The following is a 24982-nucleotide window of genomic DNA, read 5'->3' on the forward strand; positions in this document are numbered from 1 at the left end:
ATGACCGACGCTGTCAAACCGCGACAGCCGCCGCGCGGCCGCTTCATCACCTTTGAAGGCGGCGAGGGTTCCGGCAAGTCGACGCAGATCCAATTGCTGGCGGATCGTCTCAACGCGGCCAAGCTGCGGACGATCACAACCCGCGAACCGGGCGGCTCGGCCGGTGCGGAAATCGTGCGGCATCTGCTGCTCTCGGGAATGGCCAAGGCATTCGGTCCCGAAACGGAGTCGCTGCTGTTCGCCGCGGCGCGCGACGATCATGTCAGTCAGGTGATCGAACCGGCGCTCGCGCAGGGGCTCTGGGTGCTGTGCGATCGCTTCACGGATTCCACCCGCGTCTATCAGGGCGAACTGGGCAAGGTCGATCCGACGCTGATCCGGGCGATGGAGCGTGTGACTATCGGCAATCTCAAGCCAGATCTCACGGTGATCCTCGACGTTCCGGTTTCAGTCGGAATGGAGCGCGCGCTCAAGCGGCGAGGAACTGCAGTCCCTGACCGTTTCGAAGGTGAGGGCGTGAGCTTTCACGAGAAGCTGCGCGAAGCCTATCGCAAGATTGCCGAAAGCGATCCGCAGCGCTGCGCGCTGGTTGATGCCGATGCCGATCCCAAGACGGTTGCGGAGCGAGTCTGGAAGGCGCTGCGCGATCACCTGTTCTCCGTAGCCTCCGTCCGCGAGACCACCAAGGCATGAGTGCTCGCACCGCCGAACCCGAGACATCTATCCGCGCTCCGCGTGAAACGACGGCGCTGTTCGGTCATCGGGATGCCGAGCAGACGTTGCTGACGGCCTATCGCAGTGGTCGCATTCCTCATGCGTGGCTGATCGGCGGCGCGCAGGGCATCGGCAAGGCGACACTGGCCTATCGCATGGCCCGGTTCGTGCTGGCGCATTCCGACCCCACCGCGCGATCCGTACAGGATGCCGATAGTCTGCACGTCGATCAGGATCATCCGGTCGCGCGCCAGGTCGCAAACGGCAGCCACGGCGGATTGTTGACGCTGGAGCGCACCGCCAACGAAAAGGGCACGATGCGGACCGTCATCACGGTGGACGAGTCGCGCGAGACCATCGGGTTTTTCGGCTCGACCGCTGCATCGGTCGGCGGCTGGCGCGTCTGCGTGGTCGACACCGTCGACGAACTCAACGCCAACGCCTCCAACGCGCTGCTGAAGATTCTTGAAGAACCACCAGCGAGGTCGCTGTTTCTTTTAATCAGTCACGCTCCTGCGCGCGTGCTCGCCACCATCCAGTCCCGTTGCCGGAAACTCCCACTGCGGCCTCTGGCGACGGAGGATGTGATCCAGGCCGCCGCTGAAGCCGCCGGATTGAACCGCAGCGATCATGGGCTGGGGGAGGCGGCAGATGCGGCGGAGGGGAGCGTGGCCCGCGCACTTACCTTGCTTGGCGGGCAATCGCTCGGGCTCCACCAGCGTACGCTCGAACTGCTGAATCGCTTGCCGCAGCTCGATCAGCGGGCGCTCCACGCCCTTGGTGACGCGCTGCCGCTCAACGACCGTGTCGGGCTGAAGGCTTTCGTTGACACTATTGACCGCTGGCTGACGGCGCACCTCCATGCGCCGGACGCGGGCTCAAACCTGCCGCGCCTTGCACGGCTTGCCGAGGTATGGGAAAAGATCAACAGTGCCGCACGCGACACGGAAAGCTTCAATCTGGAGCGAAAACCTCTGGTTTTCTCGGTATTTGGCATGCTGGCCGAGGCCACGCGTTAACCGCCCGTCGGTCGGATTTCCGCGCAAGTAATGGCACAATCGACGTTTACGGAAAGGGCCTTCGCAGAGCTTGCGATTGCAGAAGTCACATATGTCCCGTCAGACCTTCTACATCACAACCGCCATCGCTTATCCGAACGGCGTCCCGCACATCGGCCACGCTTATGAGGCGATTGCGACGGACGCGCTCGCGCGCTTCCAGCGTCTCGACGGCAAGGACGTGTTCTTTCTGACCGGCACCGACGAGCACGGCCAGAAGATGATCCAGACGGCGCAGAAGGAAAACATGACGCCGATGGACCTAGCGACGCGCAATGCGGCGCGGTTCAAGGAGATGGATCAGCGCCTGAACATTTCGTTCGATCGCTTCATCCGCACCTCCGAAAAGCAGCACCACGAGTCGACGCAGGAAATCTGGAAGCGGATGGCCGCGAACGGCGACATCTATCTCGACAGCTATGCCGGCTGGTATTCCGTGCGCGACGAAGCCTACTACGCCGAGGACGAGACGGTCGTCGGCGAGGACAAGGTGCGGCGCGGGCCGCAAGGCACCCCGGTCGAATGGGTCGAGGAGAAGAGCTATTTCTTCAAGCTCTCGGCCTATCAGGACAAGCTGCTGGCGCTTTACGAGAACCAGCCGGATTTCATCGGGCCTGACTCGCGCAAGAATGAAGTGATCAGCTTTGTCAAAAGCGGGCTGAAGGATCTTTCGATCTCGCGCACCACGTTCGACTGGGGCGTGAAAGTGCCGGGCGACGAAGAGCACGTGATGTACGTGTGGGTCGATGCGCTGACCAACTACATCACCGGCGTCGGTTTCCCGGACGAGGGCGACAAGAACTGGCGCTACTGGCCCGCGGATGTTCATATCATCGGCAAGGATATCATCCGTTTTCATGCCGTGTACTGGCCGGCGTTCCTGATGTCGGCAGGCATCCCGTTGCAGAAGCGCGTCTTCGCACACGGCTTCCTGTTCAACCGCGGCGAAAAAATGTCGAAGTCGGTCGGCAATGTCGTCGATCCGTTCAACCTGGCGGATCAATACGGCGTCGATCAACTCCGCTATTTCTTCCTGCGCGAGGTGCCGTTCGGCCAGGACGGCAACTACAACCACGAGGCCATTGTCGCGCGCACCAACGCAGATCTAGCCAACGACCTCGGCAATCTCGCGCAGCGTTCGCTGTCGATGATCGGCAAGCAGTACGGGGGCTTGCTGCCGGAGCCGGGCGCATTCAGCGACAACGACAAGGCCATTCTCGCGATGGCTGACGGCATGCTCGAGCAGGCCCGCACGGCCATGGCCACGCAGCAGATCCATCACGCGCTGAATGCGATCTGGGCTGTGGTTGCCGAAGCCAACCGCTATTTCGCGGGAGAGGCGCCGTGGGCGCTCGCCAAGACCGATCCGGCACGTCAGAAGACCGTGCTGTATGTCACCGCCGAAGTCGTTCGGCAGATCGCGATTCTTGCGCAGCCGGCGATGCCCGATGCGTGCGCGAAGCTGCTCGACATCCTTGGCGTCTCGCCTGACGCGCGCGACTTCGCAGCCCTCGCCACGCGGATCAAGGGCGGAACCCAATTGCCGGCGCCCGCGCCGGTCTTTCCGCGTTACATCGATCCCCCGGAAGCGGGAGCGGCCAAAGCCTGATGCTTGTCGACAGCCACTGCCATCTCGATTTTCCCGACTTCGCCGATGACCTCGACGCCATTGTCGCGCGCGCCGAGGCCGCCGGTGTTGGCCGGATCGTCACCATCTCCACGCGGGTGCGCAAGATCAACGGATTGCTGGAGATCGCCGCACGATTCCCGAATGTCTATTGCTCTGTGGGTACCCATCCTCACAATGCGGATGAGGAAGACGGTATCACCGCGGACGAGCTGATCGCGCTCACGAAGCATCCGAAGGTCGTGGCGCTGGGAGAGGCGGGGCTGGACAATTTCTACAAGGACGGGTCGCCGGAAGCACAGGAGCGGGGCTTCCGTGCTCATATCGCAGCAGCCCGTGCGACCGGATTGCCGCTCGTAATCCACACCCGCGAAGCGGATGAAGCCTGCGGGCGCATTCTCGAAGACGAGATTGCGAAAGGGCCGTTCAAGGCTGTGCTGCACTGTTACACAGGCGGGCGCGAGCTTGCGATGAAGGCCATTGGACTTGGGCTCTCGATTTCCTTCACCGGTATCCTGACGTTCAAGAATTCGCAGGCCATCCGGGACATCGCCGCTGAACTCCCTGCGGACCGGATCATGGTGGAAACCGACGCGCCGTATCTCGCGCCGGGCAAATTCCGAGGCAAACGAAACGAGCCGTCTTTCGTGGTCGAGACCGCAAGAGTGCTGGCAGAAACGCGCGGCGTTACGCTCGACGAAATCGCGCGGCAAACCACGGAGAACTTCTTCCGGCTGTTCAACAAGGTCCCGCGCCCGGACGCAAAAGCTGCATGACGGTGATCCTGACAATCCTCGGCTCCGGATCGTCCGCCGGCGTGCCGCGCCCCGCGCTTGGCTGGGGCGCGTGCGATCCGAACAATCCGAAAAACCGCCGCCGGCGCTGTTCGCTGCTGGCCGAGAAGGGCGGCGCCAACGGTCTGACGCGCGTCCTGATCGATACCTCGCCGGACCTGCGCGAGCAGTTGATCGACGCCAACGTGGATCACCTTGAGGCGACCTTTCTGACGCACGAGCACGCCGACCAGACCCATGGCATCGACGATCTGCGTTCCGTGGTGCTGCATCAGCGCAAGCGGATTCCGGTCTATCTGAACAAGTCTACGGGCAAGGATATCCTGCTGCGTTTCTCGTATTGCTTCGAGCAGGCGCCGGGCAGCGACTACCCGGCGATCCTGGAAAAGCGATCAATCGAAGCGGGTGAAACCAAGAGCATTGAGGGGAAGGGCGGCTCCCTCGCCCTGACCGCCTTCCTGGTTCAGCACGGCAATATTCCGGCGCTGGGCTATCGCATCGGCAACGCCGCCTACACGCCGGATCTTCATGACATTCCACATGAGAGTTTCCATGCGCTGGAGAACCTCGATCTGTGGATCATCGATGCGCTGCGTTATGCGCCGCATCCGAGCCACTTCAGTCTCGACGATGCACTGTCGTGGATTGCGAAGTTCAGGCCGCGACGTGCGGTTTTGACCAACCTGCACTCGGACCTCGACTACGATGTGCTGCAAGCCAAATTGCCGCCGGGCGTCGAGGCGGGCTACGACGGCATGCGTCTGGCGATCGAGGCCTGAGGTTCAGGCGGAAATCGCCTTCGCAGAATTGGCCTGATCGCGAAGCGCGAATTTCTGGATCTTGCCGGTCGACGTCTTCGGGATGGCGCCAAATACAACTGATTTCGGCGATTTAAATCCCGGCAGCACGCTTTTGCAGTAGCTCAGGATTTCCGCTTCGGTCGCGGTCGCGCCGTCTTTCAGTTCGACGAAGGCGCAGGGCACCTCGCCCCATTTCGGGTCCGGCTTGGCAACAACGGCTGCGAACAGCACCGCCGGATGCTTGTACAGAACATCTTCGACCTCGACCGACGAGATGTTTTCGCCGCCCGAGATGATGATGTCCTTGGAGCGATCCTTGATGATGACATAGCCGTCCTTGTCGAGCACGCCGAGATCGCCGGTGTGAAACCAGCCCCCCTCGAAGGCTTCCCTGGTGGCCTTCTCGTTCTTCAGATAGCCCTTCATGACGATGTTGCCGCGGAACATGACCTCGCCGATGGTCTCACCATCGCGCGGCACCTCACGCATCGTCTCCGGATCAAGCACCGTCACGGCTTCCTGAAGCGGATAGGGCACGCCCTGCCGGCGCTTGAGCTGGGCGCGCTGATCTGCCGGCAGTTCGTCCCAGCCGGGCTGTTCGGCGCAAACGGAGGCGGGGCCATAGACCTCGGTGAGGCCGTAGACGTGGGTCAGCTTGATGCCGATGCCCTCAGCGCCCTCGAGCACCGCCACCGGCGGCGCCGCGCCCGCGATCAGTCCCACAACTGGCTTCGCAGACTTGCCCTTGGGAGCATCCGGCGCGTTGATCAGCGTGTTGTAGACGATCGGCGCGCCGCACATGTGAGTCACGCCGTGGACCTTGATCAGCTCGAAAATCTTGGCCGGGTCGACCTTGCGCAGGCAGACATTGACACCGGCCGACGCTGCGATGGTCCACGGGAAGCACCAGCCGTTGCAGTGAAACATCGGGAGCGTCCAGAGATAGATCGGATGCGTGCCGAGATTGCCCGCCAGAATATTGCTGACGGCGTTGAGATAGGCGCCTCGGTAATGCGTGACGACGCCCTTGGGATTGCCCGTGGTGCCGGACGTATAGCCGAGCGCAATGGCGTCCCATTCGTCGTCCGGCGTCAGCCACGCGAACTCCGGGTCACCGGACGCGACTGCAGTCTCATATTCGAGTTCGCCAATGCGCTTGCCACCGGCAAACGCAGCGTCGTCGACATCAATCACCAGCGGCCTCGGGCCTTTCATCAGGCTCAGTGCATCCGAGATTACGCCGCCGAACTCAGGGTCGACCAAAATGATCCTGGCGCCGCCGTGATCGAGCTGGAATGCGATTGATGCTGCATCGAGCCGAATATTGAGCGCGTTGAGAACGCCGCCGGCCATCGGCACGGCAAAATGCGCCTCGTTCATTGCCGGGATATTCGGCAGCATAGCCGCCACGGTATCGCCACGCTGAATGCCGCGTTTGGCAAGAAACGACGCAAACCGCTTGCAGCGCTCATAGGTCTGCGCCCAGGTGAACCTGCGGCCTTCGTAAACGGCGCTGGTGTGGTCCGGATAGACGCTGGCGCTGCGAGCCAGAAAGCTCAGCGGCGAGAGCGGCACGTAGTTGGCAGCGTTCTTGTTCAGACCGGTGCTATATTGGCCCTGATTGCTGCTCATATCCTGACTCCATGATTTGTCCGACGCAGTGGACGCCAACGGTGTCCGGTCGGGCATTTATCTGGTTCTACAATGGCCATCCTTGCGGTCAATCAATCGGGCCGGTCTGCAAAAACACGACCATCGATACAACCTTGCTTGCATGCCCAGCGCAGGGACGCCTGAGCGCCAATTACACGGACCAAGCCGTGTTCAGTTGCACGGGTATTTTCAGATATAACCCAATATATATCGATCATTTTATCTACTATTGAATAGATCATATTGAAATCGCTCAGCTATATTATATTCCATAATATACCTTATGCGAATCTTTGATATTGGCCCAGCCAGAGCTCCGATGGCGATCCGGCGGTCATCCACCCGGCAGTTCAAGACCCCGTCCGCTCGCCGTATCAAGGCGGCCCTAGATACCGCCCTTCGTCGTCTTGCCTTGCGTGATGAGACGAGCGCTTCGCTGGCCGCTGATATAAATCCACAGCCAGTTCATCGCGACGGCCAGGCGATTGCGTAGCCCGATCAGAAAGAAAATGTGCGCGACGCCCCACATCCACCAAGCCAACCGGCCTTTGAGCTTGATCCAACCGAAGTCGACAATGGCGGCGCGCTTCCCGATCGTGGCGAGATTGCCCGCGTTCTTGTATGCGAACCGCTCGCCTGGATTACGGCCCCTCAGGCGCTCCATGATCCTCCGGGCAACATATTGCCCTTCCTGCTTGGCTGCAGGCGCTACGCCAGGCACCAGCTTTCCATCCGCCGATTCGACATGCGCGGCATCGCCGATGACAAAGATATCCGGATGACCCGGGGCCGTCAGGTCGGGCTCTACAAGAACGCGCCCCGCGCGATCGGCTGGTACATGCAGCCACTCGGCCGCCGGCGAGGCCGCGACCCCCGCGGCCCAGATGATGGTTTTTGCCGGAAGGAATTCGCCGCCCAGTTCGACCCCGCCTTCTCCGCACTTTGAAACAGCATGTCCCAATTTGACCTCGACACCGAGACGCGTCAGCGCCCGTTGCGCGTAATCCGATAGATCCTCGCTAAAGCTCGAAAGGATGCGAGGTCCGGCTTCGATAAGGACGACCCGCGCGCTTCGTGTATCAAAATTGCGAAATTCATCGCGCAACGTATCCCGCGCAAGTTCGGCGATCGTCCCGGCCAGCTCCACGCCGGTAGGGCCCGCTCCTACAATCACAAATGTGAGGAATTTGTCTCGCTCCGCCGGATCGGTCTCCCACTCCGCCTGCTCAAACGCGGCGAGAATCCGCCGCCTGATCTTGGTGGCGTCCTCAAGCGTTTTCAGCCCGGGTGCATATGGCTCCCATTCGTCGTGACCGAAGTAAGCGTGGCGGGCTCCCGTCGCCAGGATCAGGGTATCGAAAGCGATCGGCTCCTCGCCGTCCAACACAACCTGCTTCGCCTGGGTGTTCACGCCGACGACGCTTCCTAGCAGCGTCGTGACGTTCTTCTGTCTGCGGACGAGATGGCGGACGGGCCATGCGATTTCCGAGGTCGCGAGTGTCGCGGTGGCGACCTGATAGAGCAGCGGTTGAAACAGGTGATGGTTGCGCTGATCGACAATCGTAATGCGCACGGGTGCGTCGGCAAGACCGCGCGCGGCTTCAAGACCGCCGAAACCGGCTCCGACGATCACAATATGAGGCACGGAAGCTTCAACGGTCCTATCGTCGGCCACGCATCGACATCCTCATCCCCGCAATCATTTTTTCGGAGTCACAAGCGCAACTGCCGCCTCGGCGGTCAATTGCCGGAACGTGAAGGTTTCCTGCAGATACAGTTCAACGACAGAGCTGGAATGGCTCAGGTAGCCGATCGAGAAATCCTGACCGATATCCAGTTCGAAATCGCCGCCCCGCGTGGTGAGTACAAACCCGCCTTCAATCGCCGGCGCCCAGATAATCCCGCCGTCCACCACACGCTCGATATGGTGGAATACTGGATATCCATCGTCGCTGCCACCGCTTGCTGCCGTGTAGGCGTTCCCGCCGAGAACAAGGGCATAGGGGCCTTCACATCCGGCAAGCCGTAACTCACTCACCGCTTGCGCCACAGCATCCGGGTAGCCCTTCACACTGGCCGGAAGCGTCACGGCGGCGTTGCTACTGCCTTCCCGGATACCCTGGATCGCGGCCGCGGCATATCCTTCGAAAACCGCGCGATCTTCGGCGAAGGCAATCTTCCGCGCCGCGTCCTTGACAGGCGACCAGTCAGAATCGGTTGCGCCGCGCCCCACGTCGTCAATCGCCTGACGCGTGAGTTCGAACGGAACGCGCAGTTCGACGAGGGCCTTCACGTCGCGCTGCGCGGCCTGGATCCCGTCGCCAGGCCCTGAAATCTGCTTGAGGTGCCCTGTCCCCACAGCCGAGAAATCGACGCCCTTCGGGCCGACAACGTCCACAACACGTCGCGCCGCCAGGTGACGCTTGAGTGTGCGAGACGCTTCCTGTTCGATCTGCTCCCACGCTCCCGCCGAGATGGGCGCGAGGTGCCGATGGAGATTATTCATGTCCTGCCTCTTTCTTCAGGGATCCAATACCGAGTGAGCCATCGCTGCTGCGCGCGTTCGGCTGAGGCGCCACAGGCGCCCGCGCCTCTTTCGCGTCGGTGTCGGCAACCGGTTGTGCCTCTGGGCTGACATCATCCAGGAAAGTCACCGTCGGCACGAAGAACAGGCATCCGGTCACTGTGTGGCTGAAATCGAGCAGATGGTCGTAGGTACCCGGCGGATTGCCGATGAACATGTTCTCCAGCATCTTCTCGATTCGATGCGGTGACCGCGCGTAACCGATGAAATACGTGCCGAATTCACCCTTGCCCACCTCGCCGAACGGCATGTTGTCGCGCAGGATCTGAAGCTGCTCGCCGTTCTCTTCAATCGACGTCAGAACGTTGTGCGCGTACGGTTTCTTCACGGAGTCAGGCTGTTCGATGTCGGACAGTTTGTGCCGGCCGATAATGTTCTCCTGCTCCTCGACAGGCACTTTATTCCATCGCGCGACGTCGTGCAGATACTTCTGCACGATCACATAGCTGCCGCCAGCAAAGGCCGAATCTTCATCCCCGACAAGGGTGGCCGCTTCGGCAGCCTGCCCCACCGGATTTTCTGTACCATCTACAAAGCCAATGAGATCGCGATCGTCGAAAAACTTGAATCCGTGTACCTCGTCGACGGTTGAGACGGCGCCGTTGAGCCGCGACATGATATGCGTCGCCAGCTCAAAACACAGATCCATGGTCGCAGCACGGATGTGAAACAGGATGTCCCCGGGCGTCGAAACGGCGGTATGCACACCACGAATTTCGCGAAACGGATGGAGGTCCTTCGGCCGCGGCGGTCCGAACAGGCGGTCCCAGGCCTCAGAGCCAAATCCCATTACGCAGGTCAGCTGGCCATCGAGATCGCGAAACCCCACGCCCCGCAGCAGGCTCGAAAGATCCGCGCATAAGCCGCGAACCGTTTCCTCGGACGTCGTTCCAGGATTGATCGTCACAACCAGAAATATCGCCGCCCGCGTAAGCTTGGCAGCGACGGACTGGGACACCGGGGGTGGCGGGCTTGAGACCATACTCGATCCGTTTAATACCTTTGGTTCAATCGCGATCCGGCCGGCAGGGCAAGCCCTACGGCGCATCGGTGATGTTCTTCCGTTGCTATGTTGAGATCAGTCCATGTTTCGAAACGCATGGCCGTCCGCGGCGACACCTTGCACCACGCCCGGAGGCAACAGATCCTGCGCAGCAGTGCCATCGAATACCCAATCTGATTTATCGGCGAGGTCAGGGAGACCTGCGCCCTTGCGTACGTAGAGGCCGATGGCTGGCTTTTTCGCGTTGATGTAGAGATCGTATTCTTGCATCACGGCCCTCCTGCTGCACTGGCGTCCAAGCTTGGTGTTTTTGGACAATAAGTCCAAAACCCGTCTGAGAACCCAACCATACAACCTCGCGCGCAGCACTCCCATGGGAATGTTCGCGGCTTGTTTAACCCTCTCCGCTACTGGCAGTTCAGCCGGTCAGTTTTTGACGGTCTGAACCGCACATCACAGCTTGACGGGCCGGCCTGACGGTTCTTCTTCCAACGTCACGGCAATATCAGCGTTCGCCGAGAGGCGAACCTTGTTGCCTTCAACGCCAGCCACGAAGCCAGTTTCGATGTAGTGATGGTGCCCCGCGTGGGCTCCGAAACTGTCGCTCTTTTTGAGCTTGATGCGATCACCTTCGATGCGGTCCACTGTGCCGACATGAACGCCGTCGGCCCCGATGACCTCCATGTTTTCCTTGATCTGATTCTTCATCGAAACTGCCTCCTTCTTTGAGTTCGTGTGTGTTGAAAACGGTCATTCGCCAAGAAACACAGGCACCAGATCCTCCTCAACAACGATCCGCGCGGCTTGGGGTGTCTGGTCGCTCCCCACAAGGTCGAGATGAGTTGCGGCTTCAAACAGCAGTGCGCGCACGTCGTCTGATGAAAGAACATTTTTAGAGACCAGCTTGCGCACCAGCGCTTGCAGGATAAGGGAGTCGATTTCACCGTGTCCAAGAGCCGTGAATCTTCCGACCATTTCGATCTCCAAGGTTAGCCTGCGGCTCCGATCTCGGCGTTTGGTGCGGCAGTGCGCCTAAGGTGAACGCTCCTGAATATCCTTGTGCAATTGCGCGAGCGCGTGGCGCAGCCCATGGATCTGGTCCATGAGATGAAGGATGACGTCGATCCCCTCATCATTAGCACCCAGATCGCTCTTTAGATCATAAATGAGACGGGCCCGTGCAACATCGATGTCAGAGAACTGAATTCCGACGGAGGTTTCCTCCGGAGTCAGCCATCGCTGCTCGAGCCAGAGGTCGAGTATCTGCACCTGAAGACCCGAATACGTCAGAAATTCCTGCTTGTTCATGATCAAGATGTCCTGTCCGCGCGCGGATTGAATTCTTTGCCCTTCTCCCAATTCGAGACGAAGGCTTCGAGTTCCGGATCCGGAGATTTAGGCAAAACCACCTTCAATTTGACGAACTGATCGCCCTGCCCGCCGCCGCGGCGGGGCGCGCCCTTCCCCCTGAGGCGCAGGGTGGTGCCGGTGTTCGATCCCTTTGGCACCGCCAGTTGCACATCTCCAGTCGGCGTCGGAACGCGGATCTTCCCTCCCAATACGGCTTCGGTAAGAGAGACCGGCAACTCGATAGATATATCGTCGCCGTCGCGGGTGAAGCGGCGGTCGGGCAGGACCTCCACCTCGATCAGGGCATCTCCAGGGCCGCCCTTACCGGCGCCGGGCGCCCCCTTGCCCTTGAGGCGGATAACCTGACCGTCGACCAGACCAGGTGGAACTTTCACGTCAAGCGAACTACCGTCAGGCAGTGTCAGACGCTTGTCCGCGCCCTTGATCGAATCCACAAAATCGATCGGCACGGTGTAGTGCAGATCCTGTCCACGCCGGTTTGCACGTGCTCTCTGACCGCGGCGCAGGAGTTCTGCAAACGCATCGTCCGTATCCATGTAGTCGGCGAAGCCGGAGCTGTTCGCATAACGATGCCCTTCATCCGAGGTGGCGAAATCCCGGTAATAGTGATGCTGCGGCCGCTCTGCACCGGTCGCGTCGATCTCACCATTGTCGAAACGCTTCCGCTTCTCGGCGTCGCTCAGCAAGTCGTAGGCGCCGGCGACTTCCTTGAATTTCTCTTCAGCCGTCCTGTCACCGGGATTCAAGTCCGGGTGCAGTTTCTTTGCCAGCTTCCGATACGCCTTCTGGATGTCGGCGGCAGAGGCAGTCGGGGCAACGTCAAGAATCTCGTATGGATTTCTCACGACTTACTCCGGACGCACACTGTTTGTCTAAAATCACGAGTACGGCACGTAAGATTGGCAAATGCTACAACAACCCCGCCTCACATACCAACCCGCCCACGGCGCGATACCGCATGTGCTAAGGATGCCGCTTTTAAAGGCGCTGGCCCGCTTCTTCGTTCAGCTTGAGGGCTCGATAACGATCCCTTCAGCGCCGCGCAGACTGAGTAGACCGTCAATCACCTCAGCCTGCCGATCCATAAACGTCGACAACAAGACATGCCCACGGACCTCCAGCGAAATGGTCGCCATGCCAAGGTTCAGCGCAACGAGTGACCGCTGGTCCTGATGCTCACGCGCATAAACCAGGAGATCATCAGCAACGCTCACGAGCCTGTACCCACCGAGCGCAAGCTCTGGCCGGGCACGGCGCAGTGTGACCAGCGCCCGGTACAGGCTGAGCATGGACGCTGTGTCCTGACGCTCGGTGGCAACGTTCACCAAGGCGATATCCTTGCTGAGTGGCAGCCATGGCTCGCGAACGCTGAATCCTGCATATGCTGTGTCATCCCATTGCATCGGCGTACGGCAGCCGTCGCGGCCAACACCCATACCCGGGACATTCTTCTCCCACGGGTCCCTCACCCGATCCGGCGCGATCGCAACCTGCGGCATCCCGATCTCGTCGCCGTAATACAGCGTTGGCGTTCCCCGGAGCGTCAGCAGTAGCATGGCCGCGACGCGCGCCTGATCGGTACCTAGACGGCTGGCGATGCGCTGGCGGTCATGATTGCCGAGCACCCAGTTCGGCCATGCGCCGGCCGGCAACGCGGCTTCATAGTCGTCGACAAGCTTCGCGATGGCACGCGCATTCCACGGCGTCGAGATCAGGGCGAAGTTGAACGGCAGGTGAGCGCCAGCGAGGTCACGGCCATAATAGGCTACGAGCTTAGCTGGCGGCAGATAGATTTCACCGATCAGTACACGATTGTCGAACTCGTCGATCACCTGCCGCAACTCGGCGACGACGTCGTGAACCTCAGGCCTGTCGGTCGAATAAAGCGGGATTAGTTGCTCGTAAGGCTGCTGTCCCGGCACGAAATCGGGATTCGGCGGATTGTCCCGCAGCAGATCGTCCTTGATCAGATGCCACATCACATCGACACGAAATCCATCGACACCGCGCCGCAGCCAGAAGCGCATCACGTCATGCATGGCACCGCGCACTTCGGGATTGCGCCAGTTCAGATCGGGCTGGCTGCGCAGGAACGCGTGATAGTAATACTGCCCGGTGTGCGCATCGAATTCCCAGGTGCTGCCGCCGAATTCGGAAAGCCAGTTGTTCGGAGGACCGCCCTCTCCCTTTGGATCGCGCCAGATATACCAGTCGCGTTTCGCACTATCTCGCGAACCGCGGCTTTCGATGAACCATGGATGCTGATCGGACGTATGGTTGGGGACAAGGTCGAGGATGATCTTCAGTCCAAAATCGTGAGCAGCCGCCACCAGCGCATCGAAATCGTCCAGCGTGCCGAACAGCGGATCGATACCCGTGTAGTCGGAGATGTCGTAGCCAAAATCCTCCATCGGCGATGGAAAAATCGGCGACAGCCACAGCGCATCGACACCAAGTTCACGCAGGTAAGGCAGCCGCTCGATGACGCCGCGAAGGTCCCCTACGCCATCGCCATCGGAGTCCTGAAAGGAGCGCGGGTATATCTGATAGAGAATACCCGATTTCCACCAGGGAACATTCTCACGCATGGCACACGCCAACCCTGTGACAGTAAAGACAATCGAGAACCTGCACATAGGCGGAAGAAAAAGTCGCTGGCAACACCCGCTTGAACCCGCCTCGTCCAAAGCAGATAATTCAGTTGATGAATCGCGTTGCGCGGCCGCGTGACATAAAACTCTCACATTGCAGCGCGGACTTGAGCATGAGTTTCCGGGTGTCACAGCGCCAACAATCTCGCGGACCGACGCGGTTCAACCCGGACACTCGCCGCTGGACGGTCATGGTGATCGTGCTGATCGGATCGCTCGGTGTGTATGGCCTTGAACGCTGGATGCGGAAGCCGGACGCGCCGGTCTCGGGAAATGCGTTTGTGGCCGATGGCGACACACTGACAATCTCCGGCACGCGAATTCGCCTTATCGACATCGATGCGCCCGAACTTGACCAGACCTGCACTGACGCACAAGGTCGCGACTGGCCTTGCGGACGGCAAGCTTCCGCGCAACTCAGAAGCCGTGTCCGCGGACACGATCTCACATGCCAGCCGAAATCGATCGATAAGTACGGGCGCACGCTGGCGACCTGCACCCTTCCCGATGGCACCGACATCAATGGCTGGATGGTCCAGCAAGGCTGGGCCGTAACATCAGGATTTGCGAACGTTTACGGCGCCCAACAGGATGATGCGAAATCCGCGAGGCGCGGATTGTGGGCCGGGACATTCACACCGCCGCGCGAATGGCGGCACCAGCACCCGCGCACGGATGATCACCGCAAAGATTAGCTGAGTCCCTGCGTCTCAGCTCGCTTTCGCAAGGCACGGCTGCTCCCGCAGGTGCCGCTCGGTCGATGCCGGATATTTCCGCAACATCGCCGCTGGCCTGATCGGGCGCGGCACAAAATTGCCCCCGCAGTTGGGGCATGCGCCTTTGAAAACGGTATCCGCGCAGGCTGCGCAGAACGTGCACTCGAAGGTGCAGATCACGGCTTCGCGGCTCTCGGGCGGCAAATCCTTGTCGCAACATTCACAATTCGGCTTCAGCTTCATCATCGCGCTTCTCCCGTGTGCGGCCTGCCGAGCCTATGCGGCTGGCCAGGGCGGTGCAAGGCTGCTCAGCAGCGTCCAATGCTTGCGTCGGGGCGGCTTTTGATCTTTCCTGCGCCCAGAACAACTGAGGAAATTGCAATGTCAAAACCGCAAAGCATCCAGGAATCACGTGCCGCTGAATCGGAGGTGCTTTATGCGGTCGATGGTAACATCGCCACCATCACACTCAATCGCCCTGATCGGTTGAACACGATCTCGCGGCCGATGCTGGCGCAACTCGGTCAACTGCTTCTGCAAGCGGACGCGGATCCTGCGGTGCGTGTCGTCATCCTCACCGCGACTGGACGCGCTTTCTGCGCTGGCCTTGATGTTGGCAGCGCTGCCAGCGGCACCGGCATCGGCTCGCAGAACGACGCCGATGGCGCGCGGACGACGCTTGATCTCAAGACCGCTCCTCCGACGATCCTCTTCAACATGGAGAAACCGACGATCTGTGCGCTCAACGGCGCAGCAGCCGGTTACGGCATGGACACGGCGCTGGGCTGCGACATTCGCATTATGGCCGAGAGTGCGAAGTTTGCTGCCGCATTCGTCAAGCGCGGTATCGTGCCTGAGTCAGGCGGTACCTGGTTTCTGCCGCGCATGTTGGGTTGGGCCAAGGCGGCCGAAATCATCTTCACCGGCCGCACGCTTTCGGCAAAGGAAAGCCTCGAGATGGGTCTGACCAATCATGTGGTCCCCGATGCCGAGTTGATGCCGCGCGCCCGGGCACTTGCCTCTGAAATCGCCGCCAATGCGCCGTTGGCTGTCCAGTCGGCCAAACGCATGATGCGCGTCGGCCTCTCGGAGAATTTCAACGATCATGTCCACCACGTCTTCCTGCAACTGCTGCCGTTGATGCGCACGCAGGATTTTCGTGAAGGCCTGGCATCATTCCTCGAAAAGCGGCCGGCGGACTTTAAGGGACGCTAATCTACGCAGCGCCCAACCGCTCGTCTCTGTTGCGCAGCCAGCGGATCGCCGGCAGCGTCAGCAGCACCATGACCGCTTTGCCTACGATCTGGCCTGCCAGAAACTCAAGGCTGCCAAACGCGAGCCACAGGAACAGCAGCGAGTCCGCCACCAGTCCCACAAGGCTGCTCGCTGCCACGGCGAGCACAAGCCCGCGTTTTTGCAATGGCGTGTAGACAGCGAAATCGGCCAGTTCCGACAGCAGGAACGCAACCGCCGACGCAACGACCAGCGGCGCAGGGGCCAGTGCTGCTGAGAACACCGTCCCCGCCCCGATCGCAGCCAATCCGTAGGTAACGCCAAGCCGCCGCTGCACGAGGTCGCGCAGCACAAGCGCAAGCCCGGCCATCAGCACGCCACTCGGCGCCATCAGACCCGGCGCAACTGGTATCAGACATGGGCCATCCGGTGGACAAACGGTGCCGATGTGCTGGATCAGCCAGTTCGCGACCGGAATGCAGGCGATATAGGCGGCCAGAAATACAAAGCCTTCCGTGCGAAGCCGGTGCGCGAGGGTCATTGCTTTTCGGTCTTCGCTTTCGCGCTGTAAGCCGCCCAACCTTTAGCGCGCAGGCTGCATGCCGGGCACTCGCCGCAGCCGTAACCCCAGTCGTGCCGCGCGCCGCGCTCACCGAGGTAACAGGTGTGGGAGTGTTCAACGATCAGATCGACCAGCCCCTTGCCGCCGAGTTCTTCCGCCAGCGCCCATGTGTCACCCTTGTCGCGCCACATCAGCGGCGTGTGTAACTCGAACGGACGTGCCATCCCGAGGTTAAGCGCGACATTGAGCGCCTTGATCGTGTCGTCGCGGCAATCGGGATAGCCGGAAAAATCCGTCTCGCACATTCCGCCTACGATGTGAGTGATACCGCGCCGATAGGCCAGCGCAGCGGCAAAGGTCAGGAACACCAGATTGCGACCAGGCACGAAGGTGTTGGGCAAGCCACCCTCGCCCATCTCGATCGCCGTGTCGCGCGTCAGCGCGGTCTCGGAAATATCGCCCAGGGTCGGGATGTCCAGTGTGTGGCTTTCGCCCAGCTTTGCCGCCCATTCCGGGCGTAGAGCCTTCATGCCGCCGATCAATGTCGCCCGGCTTTCCAGTTCGACGGCATGCCGCTGGCCATATGAGAAGCCGATGGTCTCCACGCGTTCAAAACGAGCCAATGCCCACGCGAGGCAGGTGGCGGAATCCTGCCCGCCGGAGAAAAGCACAAGAGCAGCGTTGTTTTGGCCTAATTCCGTCATGGCATTGCACTTAGCATCCGAACACCGCGCCGCCAATTGTCTCGGGGCCATCGTTACGGCATAGAGGGCAGAACCTTTTCAGCCCACGGTGCGCCATGCCTGCTTCCCATGACATCTCCAAACTGCTCGAGATAATGGCCGCTTTGCGCACGCCGAAAACCGGGTGTCCATGGGATCTGGAGCAGACGTTCGCGACCATTGCGCCCTATACCATTGAGGAAGCCTATGAGGTTGCCGAGGCGATCGCGCGGGAGGATCTCGACGATCTGAAGGAAGAACTCGGTGACTTACTCCTTCAGGTCGTGTTTCATTCACGGATGGCCGAGGAAAAAGGCGCCTTCGCGTTTGGCGACGTCGTCAACGCCATCACCACAAAGATGATCCGGCGTCATCCGCATGTCTTCGGCGACAGGGCCGGCCGGATGACACCCGATGAAGTAAAAGGCCTGTGGCACACCATCAAGGCGGAAGAGAAAGCCGAGCGAGCGGCGTTGCGCGGGGAGGTTCCTGATGCAAAGCCCGGTCTCTTGGAAAGCGTCAAGAAGAGCCAGCCGGCGCTGGCGCGCGCGATGGACTTGCAGCGGACCGCTTCGACCGTCGGCTTCGACTGGAACGATCCGCGGGCGGTGCTCTCAAAGATCCGCGAGGAGGCCGATGAAATCGAGGCGGCGCTGGACAGCGGCGATCAATCGCATATCGCCGAAGAAGCCGGCGATCTTCTGTTTGCCGTCGTCAATCTCGCGCGCCACGCCAAGGCCGATCCCGAGATGGCGTTACGTGCAACCAACGCGAAGTTCGAGCGGCGGTTCGCCTATATCGAACGCACTCTCGCCGCGCGCGGTTCATCGCTGGAAGCAGCGACGCTGGCCGAGATGGACGCGCTATGGAACGAAGCGAAGAGTGCGACATAGTTTTCGCGGCAAGCGCAATCAATGTGTGCTTGGGACAGCGCCGAACTTGGCAATCGTGATGTCGCGCTTGGTCTCATCCACGCGCACGGTCATGGCAAACCGACCATTCTCCATATGCTTGTCCAGCACTTCTGCATTCCGGTGCAGCCAACTGATGCCGGCGCCGTCCGACGCATCGATAGAGAGATCCAGCGTCACGCGGGTCGCGGCCAGACGGTCTTCGATCGCCGCAAGCAGGGCATCAATGCCCTCTCCGGTCACAGCCGACACCGGAAAGCACGGCCGTTCTGGCGAGCGCCTCGCGGCGATATTCATGAGGTTGGCACGACCCTCTTCGTCGAAGCGGTCGATCTTGTTCCAGACTTCCAGAATGCGTTGACCGCTATCCGGATCGATGCCGAGCTGACGCAATACGCCCTCAACGTCATGCTGCTGGGCTTCGGCATCCTCGTGCGAAATATCGCGCACATGCAGAATGACGTCAGCCTCAATGACTTCCTCGAGCGTGGCGCGGAACGCCGCCACCAGCATGGTCGGCAAGTCCGAGATGAACCCGACGGTATCCGACAGCATGGCCTTGCCGCCGTGCGGTAGCGTCAGCGCGCGCAAGGTCGGGTCGAGCGTTGCGAACAGCATGTCGGCGGCCTGCACGTCCGCGCGGGTCAACCTGTTAAACAGCGTGGATTTACCCGCATTGGTGTAACCGACCAGCGCGACAACACGGTAAGGCACGCGTTGACGCCCCGCCCGGTGCAGCCTGCGCGTTGCCTGCACCTTCTTGAGTTCAGACTCGATCCTGGAGATGCGATCGCCGATCAAGCGGCGGTCGGCCTCGATCTGGGTTTCGCCGGGGCCGCCCATGAATCCGAAGCCGCCGCGCTGGCGTTCAAGATGGGTCCATGACCGAACCAGACGACTGCGCTGATAATTCAGATGCGCGAGTTCGACCTGCAATGTGCCTTCGCGGGTTTTGGCGCGGCGGCCGAAGATTTCCAGAATGAGACCGGTGCGGTCGAGCACCTTGGCATTCCATTCCTTTTCGAGATTGCGCTGCTGAACAGGCGAAAGCGCGCAATCCATCACCACCAGATCTACTTGATTGGCCTTGATCAGGCCGATCATCTCCTCGACCTTGCCTTTGCCGAGATAGGTCGCTGGCCGGATTTCGCTCAACGGCGCCAGGACCGCCTCCGCGACCGTGAGATCGATGGCACGCGCCAAACCCGCAGCTTCTTCAAGCCGCGCTTCAGGATTGCGTACTCCATGAGCTACCGTCGTCGCGTCCGGATCGCCCCGCCGCACGCGCTTGTAAGGACCGATGACCAGCACCCGTCCTGTGTCGCCACGCGCCGACTTTGGCCGGTCGGCGCCCCCGTCGAAGTTGCGGGGTTCCAAATTAATTCAATCTCAAGCTGGCGCGTCCTCGCCGCCTTCGAACAGCTGGATGGGAGCGCCCGGCATGATTGTCGAGATCGCATGCTTGTAGACAAGCTGCGAGTGACCATCGCGCCGAAGCAGCAGACAGAAATTGTCGAACCAGGTGACAATGCCCTGCAGCTTCACTCCATTGACCAGAAAGATCGTCAGTGGCGTTTTGGTTTTGCGAACGTGATTGAGGAAAGTATCCTGTAGGTTTTGTGCGCGGTCTGCCGCCATTTTCTTATCCCGCATTATTGTTTTTGGGCCCGACCTGCCCTCTTCGTGGCGTGGTCCGGCTGCCGGCGTCCCTGAGATCCCCCTCCGGGTGCTGCAACGCGATTAAAAGGCACGCCCGGTTGTTAGGCAAGGCCGCGGTACCCGGCTAAGCCGCCAAAGGGCGCAAAAACTTACGAAAATGCTGAAAATCGGTGGAATTCTTCCCGCAATCGCATGGAAACGGAGCCGGGTTTACCATCTCCGATGCTGCGACCGTCGATCTTGACCACAGGCATGACAATCTGGCTGGACGCAGTGACAAACGCCTCGGCTGCCTCATAAGCCTCGGCCGGGGTGAAAGGACGCTCCTCGAACTTGATCTGGAGCGCTGCCATCACCTCGGTCAGCACCGCTCGCGTGATGCCGGCAAGGATGCCGCTCTCGGCCGATCGAGTTACGACGCTGCCGTCCCGGGTCACGATCCAGGCGTTGCTCGATGACCCTTCGGTGACGTGGCCGTTGCTATCGACGTACCACGCCTCGTACGCGTCGTTCTCGCGCGCCTGCTGCTTCGCCAGCACGTTAGGCAGCAGCGATACGGATTTGATATCCACCCGCGGCCAGCGATTTTCGGGAACAGTGATGACCCCGATTCCCTTCGCCGCCGTTTCCTGATTTTTCTGAAAGTTGAGAGCGCGCGCTGTGACCACCACAGCTGGTTTGACGGGCTTGACCGGAAATGCGTGATCGCGCCGGGCTACGCCGCGCGTCACCTGCAGGTAAACGATACCGTAGGTCACGCGATTGCGCCGCACGGTTTCGTGGATCACGACTTCCAGTGCGGCAAGCGGCATCGGCATATCGATGCGCAATTCGCGCAGCGAGCGCTGCAGCCGCGTCAGGTGGCGCGGCATATCCACCACCTTGCCGCCCCTGATTTCGCAGACCTCGTAGACGCCATCTGAAAACTGATAGCCGCGGTCTTCGATGTTCACACTGGCATCCCGCATGTCGCGGTACTGGCCGTTCACATAGGCAATGCGGGACATGCGGTCGTGTCTCGATTCCGAAGTTCGTAAGACTTTGCTGCGCTCCCTGATACGAACTTCGGAATCAAAGAGACGCGAGCAACCAATATTCTAGTACGGTTTTGGCTCACAAGTTCGCAAACACGTCTTGCTGCGAGCATATTGCGGCCTTGTGAACCGCCGCACTAACCTACACCCAGCGCTTTGAGCTTCCGATGTAGCGCAGAACGTTCCATGCCCACGAACTCTGCCGTGCGCGAAATGTTGCCTGAGAAGCGGCTGATCTGCGCGATCAAGTAGTCGCGCTCGAACACCTCGCGGGCCTCGCGCAGAGGCAGGCCCATGATGTGCTCGCCGTTGTTACCTGTGGGCATCGCCGGGATCATCGAGCCGACATCCTGCGGCAGCATGTCGGCGGTGATCGCAGCATCAGGATCACCACCCGCCAGGATCATCACGCGCTCGACGTTGTTCCGCAACTGCCGGACGTTGCCCGGCCAGACATGCGATTGCAGAACAGCCATCGCATCCTCCCCGATCCGCCGTTTCGGCAGACCGGTCGCGGACGAAATCTGGTCCATGAAGTACTCGACAAGGTCGGGAATATCCTCACGGCGCTCCGACAGTGGCGGTACTCGGATCGGAACGACCGACAGGCGATGGTAAAGATCTTCGCGGAATTTTCCCTCGGCGATCTCGGCTTCGAGGTTGCGCGCCGTCGACGACACGATACGGACGTCAACGCTGACCTTGGTGGTGCCGCCGGCCCGCTGGAACGTTTGATCGACCAGCACGCGCAAAATCCTGTTCTGGGTTTCGCGCGGCATATCGGCGATCTCGTCGATGAACAACGTGCCGCCGTGAGCCTCCTCGAGCGCGCCGGGCTTGCGGCCGGTTTCGCCGTCGGACAATTCAACCCCGAACAATTCGACTTCCATCCGCTCCGGCGTGATCGCGGCAGCATTGATGACAACGAAAGGCCCATCCGCGCGGCTGGACATCGCGTGCAACGTACGCGCAGCAAGCTCCTTGCCGCCCCCCGACGGGCCGACGATCATGATGCGGCTGTTGGCCTTGGCCGCGCGATCGATGGTCTGACGCAACTGGTTCATGCAAGGAGAGCGGCCGATCAGCGTTCCCGACGATGGTGCGTGCTGCTTGAGTTCGCGGACTTCACGCTTGAGGCGTGACGTTTCCAGCGCACGGTTGGCGACCAAAATCAACCGATCAGCCTTGAATGGTTTTTCGATGAAATCGTATGCGCCGCGCTTGATCGCCGCCACCGCGGTCTCGATGTTGCCGTGCCCCGAAATCATCACGACCGGAACTTCGGGGTGGTTCAGCTTGATCTGCTCGAGCAATTGCAGACCGTCCAGCTTGCTGCCTTGAAGCCAGATGTCGAGGAAAATTAGATTCGGCCGGCGGCTCGAAATTTCCGCCAGAGCAGTATCGCTGTCACGCGCGGTGCGCGTCTTGAAACCCTCGTCGTCGAGAATGCCCGCGACGAGATCCCGAATATCTGCTTCGTCATCGACGATCAAAATGTCATTTGCCATGAATCACGCCCGCTCTATCAATCGCCGGTTACGGCTTCTGTTTTTGTTTCATGTGGTTCTCCGGCACCGGGGTCTTTCGCCTGGCCGGAGATAGAAAATCTCATTCGCACCCACGCGCCCCGCGCACCAGGGCGAAGCGCAGATGCGTCGTTTAGTTCGATACGTCCGCCATGATCTTCGAGAACACGGCCCACAATCGCGAGACCGAGACCGGTGCCTTTCTCGCGAGTGGTGACATATGGCTCAAGCAGCCGCGCGCGGCTTTCTTTAGGCAACCCGATTCCGTTGTCGAGAATATCAATCACGATATCGTCGTTTTCGCGCGCCGCGATGACATCGATGTGTCCACGCTGGATCTCTCCGGGAGGAACCGCAGCAATGGCTTCGGTCGCGTTCTTGATAATGTTGGTCAGCCCTTGCGAAATCAGCCGCCGGTCGAACTTCGCATGCATCGGCTCCTGCTTGATATCGACGTCGATATCGATATCGGGATAACCGACACGCATCAGGAAGACCGTCTGACGGACAGTGTCCGCAACATCCTCGCCCTCAATGACGGGCTTTGGCATACGCGCGAACTTCGAGAACTCATCCACCATTCTGCGAATATCATCGACCTGACGGATGATGGTGTCGGTGCACTGATCGAAAATAGGCCGGTCTTCCGTGATGACCTTGCCGAACTTGCGGCGAATGCGTTCGGCGGACAGTTGGATCGGGGTCAGTGGATTTTTGATCTCGTGCGCGATGCGTCGGGCGACGTCCGCCCACGCCGAGGTCCGCTGCGCCGTCACCAGTTCGGTAATGTCGTCGAGCGTGATGATGTAGCTTTCGTTCGACTGCCCGGTTTGCTCGGAACTGACGCGCACGGAAAGGTTTCGCTCGACACTGTCGCGGCTGATTTCGATCTGCCCCTGCAACAGCCGTTGTGCACTACTGCGCGCCGTCGACATCAGTTCGTCAAGTTCCGGGACGATCTCGGACAATGGCTTACCCATCACCTCCGATTCCGAGTGTCCGATCAGTTTTTCCGCCGAACGGTTGAGAACGGCGATCTTGCCAGCGCCATCGACGCCGATGATGCCCGCGCTCGCCGATGAAAGAACCGCTTCGATAAACCGGCGGCGACTGTCGATAAGACCACTGGCATTCACGAGGTCATCGCGCTGGGTGCGCAATTCCTGCGTCATCTTGTTGAAGGTTTCGCCAAGATTGGCGAGGTCGCCCTCGGATTTGATGACCGGGACCTGAACATGGAGATCGCCGGTAGAGACGAGATTGGCCGCGCTCATCAGCCGGCGGATCGGCGCAACCAGCCAGTTGGCGAAATTCAGGCCGATCAGCACCGATGACATCAGAACCGTCAGCGCGATCACGGTGAACATCAGCGCGAAGGCGACCTGAATTCCGAGGCGCCGCGATTCGAGCTCGGCGTATTCCTTCACACTTGCTTGCGTCTGCTGCAATTGAGCAACGACGCGCGGATCGAGAATGCGCGCCACGTAAAGAAAGCTGTCCTGAAACGCGCGCAAGCGAATGACCGCCGCGACGTAGTTCTGTTCGATAAAGACGGCGATCTGAGGCTCATCCTCGGTGACGTTCTTCAGAAAATCCGCGGCGGGGGTCTGGAAATCCTGCCGGATACCGGTCGCTGCCGTTTCAAGGATGTTGCGATCCTTGTCGATGATCATGGCGCCGGGCAGATTGCGGGAGGTCGCGCTCGACGTCAGTACGCTGCGGAAGGTCTGACGATCCTGATCGTAAAGGGGCCGCGCGCGCGCGATATCGTTCGACATGCCGATAATATCTCCGCGAATGAGCTGCGCGTGCTCGTAGACGTACGCGTTGGCGACGATCAGCGAGTTCTCGATCACCGCACGGGTGCGCACCGAGAACAGCCGGTCGAGGCCGCGGTCGATGGTGACATTGGCCACGATCGAAACCAGCACTGCGGGCAAAACTGCGATCACCGAAAACAGACTGACGATCTGGACATGCAGGCGCGCGGCGGCGCGGCCACGGCGGCGAGCCTGAACGACCTGCCAGACCTCGCGGGCGATGATCGCCAGCAGCAGCAGGATCGTGGCGCCATTAATCAGGAGGAAGGTGACGACGATTTCGTGGGTCGGTGCGATCGGGGTCAGGCCGGTCAGCACCACGAAGGTCAGGAATGCCGAGAGGAGCGCCAGGCCGACGGCGAACGGAGCCAATAGCCGGTGCCATGGCCGGCTGTGAGGCTCGGCGACGGATGGGTCGAGGGTTTGGGCCGACGCCTCTGCTGCTGTCATGCGGGGATCGTGTCAGGCCAATCTTGCAGGTACGAAGCGGAGCGCCCCTACCAGTGATGCAATCATATCACAATGTTGCTCAATTACGACAATT

26 protein-coding genes are annotated in these 24982 nt (G+C 60.5%); 8 read left to right on the forward strand and 18 right to left on the reverse strand.

The window, feature by feature from the left end; translation table 11 throughout:
* From tmk to ACP7AL_RS20790, 5 genes are all read left to right on the forward strand, one after another.
* Window positions 1-693 carry a dTMP kinase gene (gene tmk / locus ACP7AL_RS20770; RefSeq protein WP_425993899.1) on the forward strand — a complete coding sequence of 231 codons (693 nt, stop codon included), beginning with the start codon at window positions 1-3 and terminating at the stop codon, window positions 691-693.
* Complete coding sequence (locus tag ACP7AL_RS20775; protein ID WP_425993901.1) at window positions 690-1733, forward strand: DNA polymerase III subunit delta'; 1044 nt, start codon at window positions 690-692, stop codon at window positions 1731-1733. The genes tmk and ACP7AL_RS20775 overlap by 4 nt, the downstream gene beginning before the upstream one ends.
* A 91-nt stretch (window positions 1734-1824) precedes the next feature.
* Window positions 1825-3381: a methionine--tRNA ligase gene (gene metG, locus ACP7AL_RS20780; protein WP_425993903.1), complete on the forward strand. Its 1557-nt coding sequence runs from the start codon at window positions 1825-1827 to the stop codon at window positions 3379-3381.
* Window positions 3381-4175: a TatD family hydrolase gene (locus ACP7AL_RS20785; protein WP_425993905.1), complete on the forward strand. Its 795-nt coding sequence runs from the start codon at window positions 3381-3383 to the stop codon at window positions 4173-4175. The genes metG and ACP7AL_RS20785 overlap by 1 nt, the downstream gene beginning before the upstream one ends.
* The gene (locus ACP7AL_RS20790) at window positions 4172-4972 is read left to right on the forward strand and encodes an MBL fold metallo-hydrolase (protein WP_425993907.1); all 801 of its coding nucleotides are present in this window, start codon (window positions 4172-4174) and stop codon (window positions 4970-4972) included. The genes ACP7AL_RS20785 and ACP7AL_RS20790 overlap by 4 nt, the downstream gene beginning before the upstream one ends.
* Before the next feature lie 3 nt (window positions 4973-4975).
* Here the strand turns inward: ACP7AL_RS20790 and ACP7AL_RS20795 are convergent, their stop codons facing one another.
* From ACP7AL_RS20795 to ACP7AL_RS20840, 10 genes are all read right to left on the reverse strand, one after another.
* Window positions 4976-6625, reverse strand: coding sequence for an acyl-CoA synthetase (locus ACP7AL_RS20795; protein ID WP_425993909.1), 1650 nt, complete (start codon window positions 6623-6625; stop codon window positions 4976-4978).
* 406 nt (window positions 6626-7031) lie between these two features.
* Window positions 7032-8321, reverse strand: a complete 1290-nt coding sequence (locus tag ACP7AL_RS20800) for an NAD(P)/FAD-dependent oxidoreductase (RefSeq protein ID WP_425993911.1) — start codon at window positions 8319-8321, stop codon at window positions 7032-7034.
* Window positions 8322-8345: 24 nt separating this feature from the next.
* Window positions 8346-9152 carry a family 1 encapsulin nanocompartment shell protein gene (locus tag ACP7AL_RS20805; protein WP_425993913.1) on the reverse strand — a complete coding sequence of 269 codons (807 nt, stop codon included), beginning with the start codon at window positions 9150-9152 and terminating at the stop codon, window positions 8346-8348.
* A complete protein-coding gene (locus tag ACP7AL_RS20810) occupies window positions 9145-10212 on the reverse strand; it encodes a Dyp-type peroxidase (protein ID WP_425993915.1) in 1068 nt (355 codons plus the stop codon). The genes ACP7AL_RS20805 and ACP7AL_RS20810 overlap by 8 nt, the downstream gene beginning before the upstream one ends.
* 96 nt (window positions 10213-10308) lie before the next feature.
* Complete coding sequence (locus tag ACP7AL_RS20815) at window positions 10309-10503, reverse strand: hypothetical protein (RefSeq protein ID WP_006020559.1); 195 nt, start codon at window positions 10501-10503, stop codon at window positions 10309-10311.
* 183 nt (window positions 10504-10686) lie between these two features.
* Window positions 10687-10941, reverse strand: coding sequence for a DUF2171 domain-containing protein (locus ACP7AL_RS20820; RefSeq protein ID WP_024919258.1), 255 nt, complete (start codon window positions 10939-10941; stop codon window positions 10687-10689).
* A gap of 42 nt (window positions 10942-10983) precedes the next feature.
* Window positions 10984-11208 (reverse strand): hypothetical protein, encoded by a 225-nt coding sequence (locus ACP7AL_RS20825; RefSeq protein ID WP_425993918.1) that lies wholly within the window; start codon window positions 11206-11208, stop codon window positions 10984-10986.
* A gap of 57 nt (window positions 11209-11265) precedes the next feature.
* The gene (locus ACP7AL_RS20830; protein WP_425993920.1) at window positions 11266-11541 is read right to left on the reverse strand and encodes a chaperone modulator CbpM; all 276 of its coding nucleotides are present in this window, start codon (window positions 11539-11541) and stop codon (window positions 11266-11268) included.
* 2 nt (window positions 11542-11543) lie between these two features.
* Entirely contained in the window at window positions 11544-12449 is a 906-nt protein-coding gene (locus ACP7AL_RS20835) for a DnaJ C-terminal domain-containing protein (RefSeq protein WP_425993922.1), read from the reverse strand.
* Between the two features lie 159 nt (window positions 12450-12608).
* Complete coding sequence (locus ACP7AL_RS20840) at window positions 12609-14192, reverse strand: alpha-amylase family glycosyl hydrolase (RefSeq protein WP_425993924.1); 1584 nt, start codon at window positions 14190-14192, stop codon at window positions 12609-12611.
* 176 nt (window positions 14193-14368) lie between these two features.
* On the opposite strand from ACP7AL_RS20840, the gene ACP7AL_RS20845 reads away from it, so the two are divergent.
* Window positions 14369-14950 (forward strand): thermonuclease family protein, encoded by a 582-nt coding sequence (locus ACP7AL_RS20845; protein ID WP_425993926.1) that lies wholly within the window; start codon window positions 14369-14371, stop codon window positions 14948-14950.
* A 15-nt stretch (window positions 14951-14965) separates the two neighbouring features.
* On the opposite strand, the gene ACP7AL_RS20850 is transcribed toward ACP7AL_RS20845, so the two are convergent.
* Window positions 14966-15217 carry a DUF1272 domain-containing protein gene (locus tag ACP7AL_RS20850; protein WP_425993928.1) on the reverse strand — a complete coding sequence of 84 codons (252 nt, stop codon included), beginning with the start codon at window positions 15215-15217 and terminating at the stop codon, window positions 14966-14968.
* Between the two features lie 135 nt (window positions 15218-15352).
* On the opposite strand from ACP7AL_RS20850, the gene ACP7AL_RS20855 reads away from it, so the two are divergent.
* The gene (locus ACP7AL_RS20855; RefSeq protein WP_425993930.1) at window positions 15353-16186 is read left to right on the forward strand and encodes an enoyl-CoA hydratase/isomerase family protein; all 834 of its coding nucleotides are present in this window, start codon (window positions 15353-15355) and stop codon (window positions 16184-16186) included.
* Window position 16187: 1 nt separating this feature from the next.
* Here the strand turns inward: ACP7AL_RS20855 and ACP7AL_RS20860 are convergent, their stop codons facing one another.
* Window positions 16188-16745 (reverse strand): VUT family protein, encoded by a 558-nt coding sequence (locus ACP7AL_RS20860; RefSeq protein WP_425993932.1) that lies wholly within the window; start codon window positions 16743-16745, stop codon window positions 16188-16190.
* On the reverse strand, window positions 16742-17470 hold the full coding sequence (gene queC / locus ACP7AL_RS20865; RefSeq protein ID WP_425993934.1) for a 7-cyano-7-deazaguanine synthase QueC: 729 nt from the start codon (window positions 17468-17470) through the stop codon (window positions 16742-16744). The genes ACP7AL_RS20860 and queC overlap by 4 nt, the downstream gene beginning before the upstream one ends.
* Before the next feature lie 95 nt (window positions 17471-17565).
* Here queC and mazG point away from each other — a divergent pair, with 95 nt between their 5' ends.
* On the forward strand, window positions 17566-18381 hold the full coding sequence (gene mazG / locus ACP7AL_RS20870; RefSeq protein ID WP_425993936.1) for a nucleoside triphosphate pyrophosphohydrolase: 816 nt from the start codon (window positions 17566-17568) through the stop codon (window positions 18379-18381).
* Between the two features lie 18 nt (window positions 18382-18399).
* Here mazG and hflX read toward each other — a convergent pair whose 3' ends face one another.
* The 5 genes from hflX to ACP7AL_RS20895 all read right to left on the reverse strand — a co-directional run bounded on the left by hflX (window position 18400) and on the right by ACP7AL_RS20895 (window position 24888).
* Entirely contained in the window at window positions 18400-19776 is a 1377-nt protein-coding gene (gene hflX, locus ACP7AL_RS20875) for a GTPase HflX (protein WP_425993938.1), read from the reverse strand.
* A 12-nt stretch (window positions 19777-19788) separates the two neighbouring features.
* Complete coding sequence (hfq, locus tag ACP7AL_RS20880) at window positions 19789-20037, reverse strand: RNA chaperone Hfq (RefSeq protein ID WP_006020546.1); 249 nt, start codon at window positions 20035-20037, stop codon at window positions 19789-19791.
* Between the two features lie 170 nt (window positions 20038-20207).
* Window positions 20208-21065, reverse strand: a complete 858-nt coding sequence (locus ACP7AL_RS20885; protein ID WP_425993943.1) for a D-amino-acid transaminase — start codon at window positions 21063-21065, stop codon at window positions 20208-20210.
* A gap of 164 nt (window positions 21066-21229) precedes the next feature.
* Window positions 21230-22600, reverse strand: a complete 1371-nt coding sequence (locus ACP7AL_RS20890) for a sigma-54-dependent transcriptional regulator (RefSeq protein WP_425993945.1) — start codon at window positions 22598-22600, stop codon at window positions 21230-21232.
* A gap of 17 nt (window positions 22601-22617) precedes the next feature.
* Complete coding sequence (locus ACP7AL_RS20895; RefSeq protein WP_024919246.1) at window positions 22618-24888, reverse strand: sensor histidine kinase NtrY-like; 2271 nt, start codon at window positions 24886-24888, stop codon at window positions 22618-22620.
* Window positions 24889-24982: the final 94 nt, after the last annotated feature.

This window comes from Afipia sp. DC4300-2b1, assembly GCF_049895725.1.
GTDB lineage: Bacteria > Pseudomonadota > Alphaproteobacteria > Rhizobiales > Xanthobacteraceae > Afipia > Afipia broomeae.